12 protein-coding genes and 1 pseudogene are annotated in these 13,291 nt (G+C 65.9%); 2 read left to right on the top strand and 11 right to left on the bottom strand.

Annotation, left to right across the window (positions count from 1 at the left end):
• The 4 genes and pseudogenes from AC6H42_RS32505 to AC6H42_RS32490 all read right to left on the bottom strand — a co-directional run.
• Positions 1 to 252: pseudogene (locus AC6H42_RS32505) on the bottom strand (nucleotide sugar dehydrogenase); the annotation flags it as partial.
• A gap of 30 nt (positions 253 to 282) precedes the next feature.
• A complete protein-coding gene (locus AC6H42_RS32500) occupies positions 283 to 1,029 on the bottom strand; it encodes a WecB/TagA/CpsF family glycosyltransferase (protein WP_057158795.1) in 747 nt (248 codons plus the stop codon).
• Positions 1,026 to 2,153, bottom strand: coding sequence for a non-hydrolyzing UDP-N-acetylglucosamine 2-epimerase (wecB, locus tag AC6H42_RS32495; RefSeq protein ID WP_497549889.1), 1,128 nt, complete (start codon positions 2,151 to 2,153; stop codon positions 1,026 to 1,028). The genes AC6H42_RS32500 and wecB overlap by 4 nt, the downstream gene beginning before the upstream one ends.
• 76 nt (positions 2,154 to 2,229) lie before the next feature.
• On the bottom strand, positions 2,230 to 3,375 hold the full coding sequence (locus tag AC6H42_RS32490) for a glycosyltransferase family 4 protein (protein ID WP_200954128.1): 1,146 nt from the start codon (positions 3,373 to 3,375) through the stop codon (positions 2,230 to 2,232).
• A gap of 135 nt (positions 3,376 to 3,510) precedes the next feature.
• Here AC6H42_RS32490 and AC6H42_RS32485 point away from each other — a divergent pair, with 135 nt between their 5' ends.
• Both AC6H42_RS32485 and AC6H42_RS32480 read left to right on the top strand, forming a co-directional pair.
• A complete protein-coding gene (locus tag AC6H42_RS32485) occupies positions 3,511 to 4,434 on the top strand; it encodes a glycosyltransferase family 2 protein (RefSeq protein ID WP_497549888.1) in 924 nt (307 codons plus the stop codon).
• 60 nt (positions 4,435 to 4,494) lie between these two features.
• Positions 4,495 to 5,577 carry an Rpn family recombination-promoting nuclease/putative transposase gene (locus AC6H42_RS32480; protein ID WP_497549887.1) on the top strand — a complete coding sequence of 361 codons (1,083 nt, stop codon included), beginning with the start codon at positions 4,495 to 4,497 and terminating at the stop codon, positions 5,575 to 5,577.
• A 15-nt stretch (positions 5,578 to 5,592) separates the two neighbouring features.
• On the opposite strand, the gene AC6H42_RS32475 is transcribed toward AC6H42_RS32480, so the two are convergent.
• The 7 genes from AC6H42_RS32475 to epsG form a co-directional block, all read right to left on the bottom strand.
• The gene (locus AC6H42_RS32475; RefSeq protein WP_497549886.1) at positions 5,593 to 7,185 is read right to left on the bottom strand and encodes a hypothetical protein; all 1,593 of its coding nucleotides are present in this window, start codon (positions 7,183 to 7,185) and stop codon (positions 5,593 to 5,595) included.
• 125 nt (positions 7,186 to 7,310) lie between these two features.
• Positions 7,311 to 8,186, bottom strand: coding sequence for a polysaccharide lyase family 20 protein (locus AC6H42_RS32470; protein WP_057158800.1), 876 nt, complete (start codon positions 8,184 to 8,186; stop codon positions 7,311 to 7,313).
• A gap of 20 nt (positions 8,187 to 8,206) precedes the next feature.
• A complete protein-coding gene (locus tag AC6H42_RS32465) occupies positions 8,207 to 9,004 on the bottom strand; it encodes a heparin lyase I family protein (RefSeq protein ID WP_057158801.1) in 798 nt (265 codons plus the stop codon).
• A 232-nt stretch (positions 9,005 to 9,236) separates the two neighbouring features.
• Entirely contained in the window at positions 9,237 to 10,793 is a 1,557-nt protein-coding gene (locus tag AC6H42_RS32460) for an oligosaccharide flippase family protein (protein ID WP_082552252.1), read from the bottom strand.
• A 9-nt stretch (positions 10,794 to 10,802) separates the two neighbouring features.
• Complete coding sequence (epsI, locus tag AC6H42_RS32455; protein ID WP_057158803.1) at positions 10,803 to 11,495, bottom strand: exosortase-associated protein EpsI, B-type; 693 nt, start codon at positions 11,493 to 11,495, stop codon at positions 10,803 to 10,805.
• Positions 11,492 to 12,418, bottom strand: a complete 927-nt coding sequence (gene xrtB / locus AC6H42_RS32450; protein ID WP_057158804.1) for an exosortase B — start codon at positions 12,416 to 12,418, stop codon at positions 11,492 to 11,494. Before xrtB ends, epsI begins: the two co-directional genes overlap by 4 nt.
• A complete protein-coding gene (epsG, locus tag AC6H42_RS32445; protein WP_057159001.1) occupies positions 12,419 to 13,288 on the bottom strand; it encodes a chain length determinant protein tyrosine kinase EpsG in 870 nt (289 codons plus the stop codon).
• Between the last annotated feature and the right edge of the window lie 3 nt (positions 13,289 to 13,291).

The raw sequence follows: 13,291 nt of genomic DNA, 5'->3' as shown, positions 1-13,291 counted from the left end.
GTCGACCGGGGTCGGCACGGCCACCACGATGATGTCGGCCTCGGCCAGCATGGCCGGATCGGAGGTGTACTCGGCGTGCTCGGAGGCGGCCATCTGCTCGTCGCTCAGTTCGCGCGACGGGTCGGTGCCGTGGCGGCAGGCGTCCACTTTCGCTTGCGAAATATCGAAACCGATGGTGCGGCCATGCTTGCCGAACTCGATCACCAGGGGCAGGCCCACGTAGCCCAGGCCAATTACTGCAACTGTCGTCATTTTCTTCATCCTAGTGTTGGGGATTGCGTGTTAGCGGGGGCGGCTGCCAGCCGCCTCCTTGAGGAACAGCCAGACAAAGGCCATGTCCTCGATAAAATAGCGCCGGAACATGCGGCGCGGTTCCTGCAGAAAACGGTAGAACCATTCCAGCCCGGACTTTTGCATCCACAGCGGGGCGCGCTTGACGCGGCCGACCGCCACGTCGAACGTGCCGCCCACGCCCATGGCGAACGGGATCTTCATATGCTCCTGGTACTGGCCCAGGAAATGCTCCTTCTTCGGAGAGCTGATCGCGACAAACAACAGGTCGGCCTTGGCGGCGCGCACCTGCTCGACCACGCCGGCCTCCTCCTCCGGCTTCCAGTAGCCGTTGCGGTAGCCGCACACGGTCAGGCCGGGGTATTTGAGTTCGTACTGGCGCTTCACTTCGGACACCACTTCCTCGCGCGCGCCCAGCAGGAACACGCGCCAGCCGGTCTTGGACGAGCGCTGCATCAGCGCCTCGAACAGGTCGACGCCGGCCACGCGCTCCTTGAGCGGCTTGCCCAGCAGGCGCGAGGCCCACACCACCGGCATGCCGTCCACGTTGATCAGCGCGCACTCGTTGATGATGCGGCGCAATTCGGCGTCGTGGGCGGCCTTGACCAGCTTGTCCACGTTGACCACCACATGCTGGTGCGGCTTGCCGCTCTGGATGAAGCCGTCGATGGTCTGCAGGGTTTCTTCCATCGTCAGATTATCGACCTGGCAGCCCATCATGGTGATGCGTGCGTTCATGCTGTGCGCTCCTTGTTCAGTTCTTTGTCGAGCACGGCCACGATGCGCTCGGCGGCCTTGCCGTCCCACAGGTGCGGGCGGCGGCCCCGTTTGCCGGCGCCGCGCAGGATTTGCGCGGCCGCGCCGGTGATGGCCTGCGGCGAGGTGCCGGCCAGCACGTTGGTGCCCTCTTCCACCGTCACCGGGCGCTCGGTGTTTTCACGCAGCGTGACGCAGGGCACGCCCAGCGCCGTGGTTTCTTCCTGCAGGCCGCCGCTGTCGGTGAGTACCAGCGCGGCGTCCTTCCACAGGTCGAGGAAGGCCATGTAGCCTTGCGGGCCGACCAGGGTGATGTCCGGGCCCAGGCTGATGTCGAATTTCTCCAGGTTGGCGCGGGTGCGCGGATGGACCGGGAACACCAGCGGCAGTTCGCGCGCGATGTCGCGCAGCGCGCCGGCCAGCTGGGCCAGCATGGCCGGGTCGTCGACGTTGCTGGGGCGGTGCAAGGTGACCACGCCGTAACGCTTGCCGTCCGACAGGCCGAGGCCGGCCTTGATGGCGGCGCTGTCCAGACCGGCGCCGCCGCTCGCGGCCAGCTTGCTGGCCTGGAACAGCACGTTGTCCACCATCACATGGCCGACATAGTGCACGGCCGCCTCCGGCTTGCCCTCGCGGCGCAGGTGCTCGACCGCGCTCGGCTCGGTGACGAAGAACCAGTCGCTGATGCTGTCGGTGACCAGGCGGTTGATCTCTTCCGGCATGCTCATGTCGCCGCTGCGCAGTCCCGCTTCCACGTGGGCCACCGGGATGGTCAGCTTCTTGGCCACGATGGAGCAGGCCAGCGTGGAGTTGACGTCGCCCACCACCAGCACCGCGTCCGGACGCTGCGCGACGCACAGCTCCTCGAACGCCAGCATGATCTTGGCAGTCTGCTGCGCGTGGCTGCCGCCGCCGGCGGCCATGAACAGGTCGGGCTGGGGGATGCCGAGCTCTTCGAAGAAGACGTCGTTCATCTCGCGGTCGTAGTGCTGGCCGGTGTGGATGATCTTGAACGACAGCCCGCCGTGCGCCTGCAGCGCACGCACGATGGGGGCGATTTTCATGAAGTTCGGACGCGCACCGGCGACCAGATAAATCATAGCCATAACATTCCTAAGCATAAAAAAGATCAAAGAGACAACATGTTAATCGCAGTGCAGCATTTCCTGTCGCACGGCTGAGTCAGGCGGCGCGCGCCAGCGGCTTGGCCACGATGGCCGGGCTGAGCGGCACACCCAGCTCGGTATAGATGGCGCGCAGCTGGGCCAGCACGGCGTCGAACGAATAATCGCGCCCGACGCGCGCGAAGGCTTGCTCGCGCAGGCGGCCGCGCAGCGCCGGGTCTTGCAACACGGCCACGATGGCGTGCGCCAGCGCCGTGCCCGGACCGGGCGGCACCAGCAGCGCTTCCACGCCGTGGTCGATAAAATCGGGGATGCCGCCGACCGGCGTGGCCACCACGGGCACGCCGCAAGCCATCGCTTCGAGCAGCGCCACGCCGAGCGCTTCGAAATAGGTGGGCAGCACGAACAGGTCGGCCTGCTCCAGGTGCTGCTGCTTGGCGGCGCCGTCGACCCAGCCCGGCAGGCGCACCGCGTGCGCCACGCCCAGCTCGACGGCCAGCGCGCGCAGCGCGTCGATTTCGCCGTCGCCGGCGAACACGAACACGGTGCCGGGCAGCGCCGCCAGCACGTGGGGGATGGCGCGCATCAGGTCGAAAATGCCCTTCTTTTCATGCAGGCGGCCCAGGAACAGCACGGTGGACGGGGCGCCCGGCGGCGCGGCGCGCAACGGCGCCAGCAGCGGCGCCACCCGCACCGGGTTGCCGACCACGGCCACGCGCGCCGCCGGTTCGATGCGCAGCACGTCGGCGCGCCAGCGCGGCGCCACCACCACCACGCGCGCAGCACGGCGCAGCACCAGCCGCACCCAGGCGCGCGCGGCGGCGCCGCAGCTGTGCGCGTAAAAATCGGGAAACTCGCCGCTGTGGATATGGAACACATAAGGCACGCGGAACACGAATGCCAGCGCCGCCACCAGCGACTTGCGCCAGAAACTGCCGCGCGAGGCGCTGTGCACGTGCACCACGTCGATGCGGCGCGCGGCCAGCAGCCACACGATGCGCCACAGCGCCGAGGCCATGGTGCGCAACTGGGTGAATTTTCCGGCGCCTTCGTAGGTCGAGATATAGCGCACGCCCCATTGCTCAAACAGACCCACCTCCATGTAGGAGCGGATCACGGCGGTGATGCCGCCGTGGGCCTGCAGGCCGGTGCCGACCATCAAAATGCGGCGCGGGCCGGAAGCTGCTGTGCTGGCTGAACTCATGACTGATCAATGACTAAAATGAAAGTAAGCGAGACAATCATAGCAGTAATGCACGACGATTCTATCGTGCTCGGTGCGCACGATACGAGATATGTTTAGAGCAAGTTTGACAAAGTGCCATGCTAGAATCAGAGCATGAAAATCAGCATCGTCATCCCAGCCTACAACGCCGCCGCCTGCATTGAAACGGCGCTGCGGTCCGTGCAACGACAAAGTCACCGCGACTGGGAAGTCCTGGTGGTGGACGACTGCTCGCGTGACGACACGCGCGACGTGGTGCGGCGCTGGGCGCTGGCCGACGACCGCATCCGGCTGATCGAACAGCCGCAGAACGGCGGCCCGGCGGTGGCCCGCAACGCCGGTTTCGACGCCGCTTGCGGCGAGTGGATTGCGCTGCTGGACGCGGACGACGCCTGGGCCGAGGACCGCCTGGCCAGCTTCATGCCATATCTGGCGTCCGGGCGGCACGACCTGCTATGCGACCGCCTGGCGCTGTACAACGCGGCGCAGGACAAGGTGGTGGCGTCCAGCTGGCCGTGGGTGCGCAGGCCGCACTGCATCGGCATGCAGGAGTTGCTGCTGTGGGACTTGCCGGGCCAGCGCGCGCCGCTGGGCTGGAGCAAGCCGCTGTTCCGGCGCGCCTGGCTGAATCAGCACCGGCTGCGCTATCAGCCGGCGCTGCGTTTCGGCGAGGACTGGCGCTTGCTGGCCGACGCCGTGATGGCCGGCGCGCGCGCCGAGCTGTTGCCGTTTGCCGGCTACCGCTACACCATGCGGCTGGCCGAGAAGAACTTCAGCCAGACCAAGGTGGACACCGTGTCGCCGCTCAGGCTGCACCGCGAGATCGTGCGCCAGTATGGCGCCGGCTGGCCGCTGGCCGCGCGCCTGGCCGCGCGCCTGCGCGGCTGGCTGATCGGCGGCCTGGACGCCAAGGCGCGGCTCAAGCCCGCTGTGCACGGCAAGCGCTGGGCCGAGCTGGCCAAGCTGCTGCTGACCAGCCCGCGCTGCTGGGGCATCCTGCTGGTGCACCAGTACGAAAAACTGGTCTGGTACCGCTGAGCAAAGCTTGCGCCAAATCAATGCGGCGCCAGGCCGGCGCGCTACGCTGTGCCGATGCCCATGCCGCCGCCCCACCCCGACGACTACGATACGCCCTGGAAGCAGATCCTGGCGCATTATTTCGCGGACTTTCTATCCTTCTACTTCCCCGACATCCACGCCGCCATAGACTGGACGCGGCCCTGGACGTTGCTCGACAAAGAACTGGCGCAAGCCACGCGGACGGCGGCAATCGGCCGCCGCGTGGCGGACAAGCTGGTGCAAGTGCACACGGCCGGCGGCCAGCAATGGGTGCTGATCCACGTTGAAGTACAAGCCAGCCGGGACGCCGACTTCGCCGAGCGCATGTTCGTTTACAACTACCGGATCTACGACCACTATCGGCAGCCGGTTGCCGGCCTGGCGGTGCTGGGCGGCACAGCCAGCGCGCAGCCGGCCAGTTTCGGCTACAGCTTGTTCGGCAGCCAGATGCGCCTGGATTTCCGGACTACCTCGCTGAACGCCTACGCAGGCGATATCGACCAGCTCCTGATGCAAGACCATCCGTTCGCCCTGGTGACCGCGGCGCATTTGCTCACGCAGCAAACGCATTTACAGCCCGCGCTGCGCTACGCGGCCAAATGGCGCTTGATGCATGTGCTGTACCAGCGCGACTGGGACAGGCAACGTATCATGGAGCTATTCCACGTCATCGACTGGATGATGCGCCTGCCGGCGGAGCTCGAAAGTGAACTCATGCTGGGTGTACATGCACTAAAAAGGAGGACTGCCATGACATACGTGCCACGTGGCATACGCGCCATTTATCGTGAAGCGCGCCGTGCGGCGCAACGGCGCGGCTTGCAGGAAGGCCGTGAACTGGGCTGGATGCAGGGACTCGAGCAGGGCTTGGAACGGGGTTTGGAACAGGGGCTGGAACGAGGACTGGAGCAAGGTCTGGAGCAAGGTCTGGAGCAAGGTCTGCAACAGGGCAGACAGGCTGGACAAGCCGTGCTGCTGGAAAATTTGCTGAGCAGGCGCTTCGGCCCGCTCCCCGAGCAAGTCCAGCAGCGCATCGCAGCGGCGCCCAGTGCGCAGATCGAGCGCTGGGCACTGGCAGCACTGGACGGCGCCAGCGTCGAAGAACTATTCCCGCAGCATTGAGGCCGGGGCCGTTCCTCAGGCGGCCCACGGCGTGACCGGCACGCCGGCCGGACGCGGCGCGTGGGCCGACAGGTCACTGCTGCGCTTGGCGCGCTCGGCCGCCTCCGCGCGGCGCAGCTGCAGCGAGTACGCGAAGGCCATGCCAAAGAACATGAAGGGGATCGCCACCGCGTTCGGGTCGCCGTAGATCGGCGCCGTCAGCGAGCCGGTAAACGCCAGGAAGTGGCCGACGAAGGCCAGACGCCACAGCATGCGCTCGCGCGGATGCTGCACGGTCCAGGCGCGCTGCAGCGCGAACAGGGTCATCAGGGCGCCGAACAGGAACACCACGCCGCCGCCTATCCAGCCGGTCTCGCCGAACAGGTTGGGCCAGTAGGTGTCGAGCAGGTACAAGTCCTGGCGGTACCACCAGTAGCGCGTGCTGTAGCCCAGCATCTCGTACACCGAGCGGTCGTACATGCGCGCGGCGTCGCCGCCGAATTTACCGAAGCCGGTGCCGAACGGGAAATAGGTATTTGCCAAATGGAAGCCATCCAGGTACAGCACCGTGCGCGGATTGGCCAGCGCCTGGTAGGACGGCAGCAAGCCCCACTGCAAGCCCAGTTCGGCGCGGTTGTGCGGTCCCAGCACCAGCAGCAAGGCGCCCAGCAACAGCACCACGGCCGCCAGCGCCAGCAACACGGCACTCAGCCTCGGCTTCATTTTCGATGCGAACAGCAAGATGGCGCAGGCGGCCAGCGCATCGAAGATTTCCTGGCGCTCGCCGGCCAGCAGCAGCACCAGCATGAACCCGCACAGCAGCACATAGTTGCCCGTGGTGCTGCCCTGCCCGCTCATGCGCCGCACGAACACGCAGCACAGGAACAGCGCGGCTACCGAGGCCAGCACGCCGGGGTGCACGAAGGGACCGGTTGCCAAGTGCAGGCCGGGCAGCAGCGGGTTGCCGTTTTGCCCGCCGCCCGCGTTGCGCGCGATCATGTGATGTACCGACGGCGCGGCAAACTCCAGCGCCAGCGCGCCCAGGCACAGCACCAGCACGATCTTGACCACCAGCCAGAAGCGCTGTTCGCTACGCTCGCCCAAGCTCACGCTAAATCCCAGCAGCAGCATGATGGGCAGCTTCAGGTCATAGGCGATCTGGTAAAAGAAGGGATGCCAGTGGATGCGGCCAGCGCTGATGGAGCCGGCCGCGCCCAGCAGGAAGAACAGGCCGAACACCGCCACCATCAACTTGCCCAGCCAGGAATTGCCGGCAAAAACGAACAGGCCGCGCAGCGCGTAGATGGCCAGGGGAATCAGCACGATCGACATGACGCCGCGCGTGCGCACCGGCGAGACCGTGTCGGCCAGCGCGGTCAGCAGGGTCAGCGCCAGCATCAGCCAGAACACACCCTCGCCGCCGAAGCGGAAACTGGAAAAAGAGCCGGTGAACAGCAGCGCGCCGAAAATCAGGACGGGTGCGATCAGCATCAGCGCAAACAGGCCGGCGCCAAGGCCGACCAGGCCGCCGAACAGCAGCACGCTGAGCAGGCCGACCAGAACCAGGGGCAGCACGGACAGGCTGGAGCGCAGCTGGCCAGGCAGGCGCGGCGCGGTGGGGAACTTCATGATGGATACCGTGGAAATCTGTAGTCCGGGTAACTTATCATATCGTCAAAAAACCGCCCACGCGATTGCGCAAGCGGTCTTCGGATTGCAGCCCGTTACAGCGGTATTTCAGCGTTGTTTCAAGCTCACTTCGGCGCGCACGGGGTCTGCCCGTACATCAGGTCGTAGGTACTGGTGGGACCGCCCAGATGGATGAAGTCGGCATACAGGTTGCGCGACGGAACCATCATGGTGCCCGGCAGATACAGGCCGACCTTGGCATAGTTGCCCAGCCACGTTTCATAGCTGTTGTAGGTGTTCTTGGCGCTGAACACCTCGGTGCCGTTCATCCACACCTGGATCTGGCCCACTCCAGGCTTGTAGGACCAGTCCGCACGCACCACGAAGCAGTACCACTTGTTCAGCTCTACCGTGCCGAGGCGGATCGATTCGGCCACCGAATTGGCGCGGGTGGCCGGGTCGCTGCCGCCGCTGGTGCTGCGGTGGTTGTAGTTGAAGTCCAGCGCCAGCGTGCGGTCGGTCACCGTCAGCGAGGCCGGCGGCGACACCACGGCCGTGTTCTGGCTGGTGTGCAGCTGCGCCACCAGGGTCGGCGTGTTGTGGAATACCCAGTCGCCCGGGAAATACATGCTGAAGGTGTACCAGCGCAAGCCTTCCTTGACGTATTCGTTGCGCGGCGAGATTTCGGTGCGCGAGCCGCCCAGCACCAGCGGGTCGGTCTTCGCCACTTTCATGTGGAACACCTTCTTGCCGCTGCCGGCCGGGTCGTCCACCAGCGTGACGTTGTTGATCGAACTGCTGTTCAGCGTGTAGAAGTCCGGGAAATACCGGGTCGTCGCAGTGGCGTTGGCCGCCAGCAGCCAGGAAATGTACTGGTAGGTCTTGGGGTTGGTGGCCATGGTGGTGACCGGGCCGCCGCGCGCCGGGTCGATCTGGGCATGGGCGCCGGCCATGGCGCCGCACAGGGACGCCAATGCGATCAGTTTATTCGTCAATTGCATGCTTAACCTCTCTCGGGTACTTATTTCACCAGCGCCGTGGTCGCGCTGGTCGTTTTGCATGGCGTTTCCGCCAATAGTTTTTCCAGGGTGGTGTCCGGGCCGCCCAGGCGGATAAAGTCGGTGTACAGCACGCGCTCGGCCACGCCCAGCAAGCCAGGGAAGGACAGGCCGACCCGCGGCGTGTTGCCCGATACGCCAGGATAGGAATTGATGTCGCGCTGCGCGTCGAAGATCTTGTCGCGGTTCTGGTAAATCATCAGCGAGCCGCTGCCCAGGGTGGGCGACCACTCCGAGCGCACGGCGAAGCAATACCATTTGCCGGTCTGCAGCGTCCCCAGCTTGACCGCCTTGACCGCCGAGTTGGCCGCCGTGGCGATGTCGGTGGCGCCGCTCAGCGGCCGGTGGTTAAAGCCCAGGTTCAGTTCGATCGACGTGCCGCGCGCCACGATGGACATGGGCGGCGGCAGGCCTGCCAGCGGCACCGCCGGGCCCACCTGGGCCACGACGGCCGGATTCGGATGGGCCACCCAGGTGGTGGGGAAATACACGCTCAGGCCGTACCAGCGCGGCCCGGTCTTGCCGGCCTCGCCCAGCGGCAGGAAATCGGTGCGCAGCAGGCCGCCCACCTTGGCGTCGGTGCTGCGCACGCGGCTGCGCAACACCGTGCGGCCGCTGCCGGCCGGGTCCGTCGCATACGTCAGGTTGCCGCTCCAGGCGGAATACAGCGCATAGCGCTTGCTGAAATCGGCTTGCGGCACCGCGCCGCCCACGCTGGGATCGATCTGGCTCCAGGCCGAAGCGCTGGCTACTACACTCAAAATAATAAAACCAAGTTTCGGTAATTGCATAACGGCGTCCTCCGTGTTTCGTTATTTAATTACGATAGCATAAAACAGCCTAATTAAGCGTTGCCGTAGACCAACAGCCTTATGCTAAATTCGCTTATTAACTCCGCATGCACTTTTTGAATGAAATATCGCCAATTGATAAAGCCATCACGATTATTTATTTTCGTTAATATTAGTTCCGGAATAAGCGGATTCATTTATATTAACTTGAAACAGCCGGCCTCTGGCGCAACAGACGCAAGGCGCGCGCCGGCAGCAACGCCAGCTCGGCCGCCGACAGCGGGCGCAGCAGCAGGAGCACGCCCCAGCTCACGCCGGTCGCCGCGGCCAGGGCCAGCGCCAGGTGGAAGGCATCCCGGCCGGCCGGCAAGCCGGCCAGCACCATGGCCGCCAGCAGGCCCGCCACGCCGAACCTGGCCAGCCCGCCCCAGTGCGGGCGGTAGTGCCACTGCGGCGTGCGCAGCTGGCGCAGCACCAGCGCCGAATACACGGTCTCGGCCAGCACCAGCACGGCGAACAGCAGGCTCCAGCGCTGTTGCGGCGCGGCCAGCAGCAGCGCCAGCGGCGTCACCAGCAGCACGAAGTTGGCGCGCGTGGTGGCCGACGAGCGCCCCAGCGTGTGGGCCATCAGGTCGGTCAGGCGGCGGTGCGCCAGGATCACCAGCACGGCCAGCCAGCCTGTCAGCAGCCAGTGCGCGTCCGGGTAGCGGCCGTTGCTGAGGAAGGCGCTCAGTTCGGCGCCCCGCACGGCGCACAGCACCAGCAGCGGCAGCAGGCACAGCAAGTTGGCCTTGTAGATCAGCCCGGCGCGCACGCCCAGCTTGCCCTTGTCCTGCTCGGCGGCATAGCGCACCACCAGCAAGGTGCGCACGATGCCGAGCAAGAATTCGCTGGGCAGGTATTTGCGCACTTGCTCGGCCAGGTTGCGGGCAAAGCCCAGCGGCGCGGCCGCGTCCGGTCCCAAGGTCCGGGTGGCCAGCAGGATCACGGCCTGCCAGCTCCAGGTCAGGTTGGCAATATTGCTCAGCCAGGCGTTGCGGCCCACGCGCAGCATGTCGCGCCACGCCGGCATGGACCAGTCCGCCTTAGCGGCGCCGCCCGCTCCCGCCGCAGCGCCTCGCACCTGCAGCAAGTGGCGCTGCAAGCACCAGGCGGCCACCAGCAGGCTGCAGCTGCTGGCGATCAGCTCGCCCACCGCCAAGGCGTGCGCGTTGCGCCATTCCTCGTGCGAAAACGCCAGCACCGCGTAGCCGGCCAGCGCCAGGTTGCGCAGCAGCTGGCTGGCCTGGCCGGCCTTCTGCAACAGCAAGCTCGACAGCAACTGGTCGCGGAACACCCGGCTCACGCCTTCGATCAGCATCACGCCCGCGTACAGGCGCAGCACGCCCTCCGCGTCGCGCAGGCCCAGCCAGCCGGTCAGCAGCGGCGCTGTAAAAAACAGTATCAAGGCGCCGCCCGCCAGCAGCAGCGCTTGCAGGCCCACGCTTTGCCATACAAAGCGGTACAGCGCTTTGCCGCTGGCGTGCATGCGGATTTGGGGAATATAAATACCGGTCACCCATTCCATGCCAAAACCGGACAGGACGATGCCCATTTCGATAATCGAATAGGCCGCCACATAATTAATATATTGATTCTCGGGGAGCTGCCGCGCAATCCAGATAAGAATAAAAAAAGCGGCCAACGCATTTAAAAAACGGCCGCCTACGTAATAGCCTATGCTCTTATTAAAAGCACGGCCGGAGTAATTTTCTGACATGGTCTTCTTTTATGACTTCCTTGCTGGATTGCCCACCAGCTTGGCGGCGTCGGCCGGCGGCATGCTGCGCACCAGGTCGGCGATGAAACTATCTTGCAGCGCGTAGCCGGCGGCGCGGTCGGCGCCGATGTTGGAGACGCGGAACAGCAGCCCGTCGGGAATCTGGCCGTTCAGGCTAAAGCGCAGCTGGGTCAGGCGCTGGGCCAGCGCCCCGTCCACGGTTTCGTCGCCCACCCGCACCCAGTAGCTGATCGGCTCCTGGCGCGCCCCCAGCGCCGCGTACAGGCGGTTGACAGTGACGTTGGCGCCGCCGATCACTTCCTGCTGCTGCGCCACCTTGTCGACCCGGAAGCCCTGCGCGGAGTAGCATTTCTCGGGACGGTGCACGCGCAGCCGCCCGGTCTGGTCGCCGCCGTAGGCGATCGACAGCATCACGCGCTGGCCGCGCGCGTTGATATAGGTGCGCGCCAGCGTTTCATCGTACAGCTTGCCGATCACCTCTTCCACCTCGGGCGGCGGCTGCACCGGCACCACGCTGCGGTCGATGCGCCAGCCGGCGAATTCGGCCGGGATCAGGGTTTCCAGTCCCAGCTTTTCCATCTCCGGCGTATCGTGCTTTTTCGGCTTCAGCAGCGCGGCGGCGGCGCTGGTGCCGCCCATCAAGGTGGCCAGCAAGGCGCCGGCGGCAGTTCTGCGGTTCATGTTGCACTCCTGTTCTGCGCACGGCCGCTGCGGCTGCGCACCGCCCCGCGCAGCAGTGTATCGACACCGATGATCAGCAATAGCGCGCTAATAAATAGCACCATGCCGGCAAAGCCGTGCAGGAAACCCTGCCCGGCGGCATCGCCGAAATGGTAGGTAATCAAAGTCAGCGTAATGACGCGAATAATATTGGCGGTAAATGAAATCGGCACGATCAGCAGCGCCAGGCCCACATTGCGCAAAAAGGAGGCGTGCCGGACAATATTCAGGTATAGCAGGCCCAGCGCTTCCAGCGTAAACAGCGTGTGCAGGCCGGCGCACGCGTCAGCGACCAAAAGTTGATACTGGCCCACCTGCAGCACCACCCCGCTGCGCGCGATCGGGTAGCCGACGGCGAACAGGATGTGCTCGGCACACCAGGATACCGCCATCTTCATCGGCATGGTCACCGTGTCCACAAACGGGCCTGGCAGCGGCAGCATGAACAGCATGAAGAACAGCGGGAACCATTGCACCTTGAGCGCGGCCGGCCCCTGCAGCAGCAGCAGCACCGCCACCACCGTGCACGGGAAGGAAAACATTTCGATAACCTGGATGTTGAGCACCCGCCCCAGCAGATAGCTCAGCAAGCCCAGCGCCAGCACTGGCCAGCCCCAGACCGAGGCGGCGGCGCGCGCCTGGGCGCTGTCGCCTGGCGCGGCGGCCAGCATGGCCGGCCAGTTGCGGTACAGCAGCCACAGCGACACCCCCAGGATGATGGGGCCGTGGGCCTGCTCTTCCCGGCCCCACACTTCCTGCAGCGCGTCGTAGAAGGTGGGCAGGTACAGCGCCAGCAGGCCGGCCAGCGCCAGCAGCCAGGCGGCCGGCAGCGGCTTGGCGGCGGACTGGCGCGCCGGCGGCATCGGTGTGCTGGCGGAGAACATTTAGTGCTCCACCATCACCGAGCCGACCACCGCGATGCCGGCGTGCTGCAATTGGTCGACGCAGGCGCTGATGGCCGCCAGCGAGGTGCGGTTCTTGCGCGCCACCAGCAGCACCCCGCCCACGCGCGAGGCCAGCGCCAGCGTGTCCGAGCCCAGCACGCAGGCTGGCGCGTCGTACAGCACCACGTCGTAGCGCGATTCGAAATTGAGGTTCAGGCCGGCGAACGCGGCGCGCGCCAGCAGCTCCTGCGGATTGGGCGGCAAGGTGCCCGACACCAGCACCGACAGGTCGACCAGCTCGGCGATCTTTTCCACCACGCCCAGTTCGGCGCGCCCGGCCAGCACGTCGGACAGGCCGGCGCGCTGTTTCAGGCCGAAAATGTCCTGCTGGCGCGGGGTGCGCAGGTTGGCGTCCACCAGCAGGGTCTGTTCGCCCAGCTGCGAGAACACCACCGCCAGGTTGGCGGCAAACAGGCTGGCGCCGTCGCCCGGCTCCACCCCGGCCACGGCCAGCGCCTTGCGGCCGCGCCCGAACCAGCGCAGCATCAGCTGGCTGCGCACCGCGCGCAACACTTCGACCTGCGGCGAGAACGGATGGTAGGCCGCCACCAGCTGCGGCGACATGCCGCCGTCGCCCGGCGTCAGGTAGGGATAGTCGAACTGGCGCGCCAGCACTTGCTGGATGTCGGCCTCGGAAATCAGGCCCAGCCGCTGGGCCGCCTCGCCGAAGCGGATGCCCAGCTCCTGCTGCATGCGCAGCACGCGCTCGGCGTTTTCAGGGCTCAGCTTGCCGGAAGCCAGCAGCAGGCCCCCGATGCTGGAGTCGATGGCGGGCGGCAGCGCCGCCGGGGTCATGGCAGGGTGGTTCATAAT

The sequence above is a fragment of the Massilia sp. NBRC 108631 genome (assembly GCF_059704565.1).
This window is presented reverse-complemented; position numbering and strand designations above follow the sequence as displayed.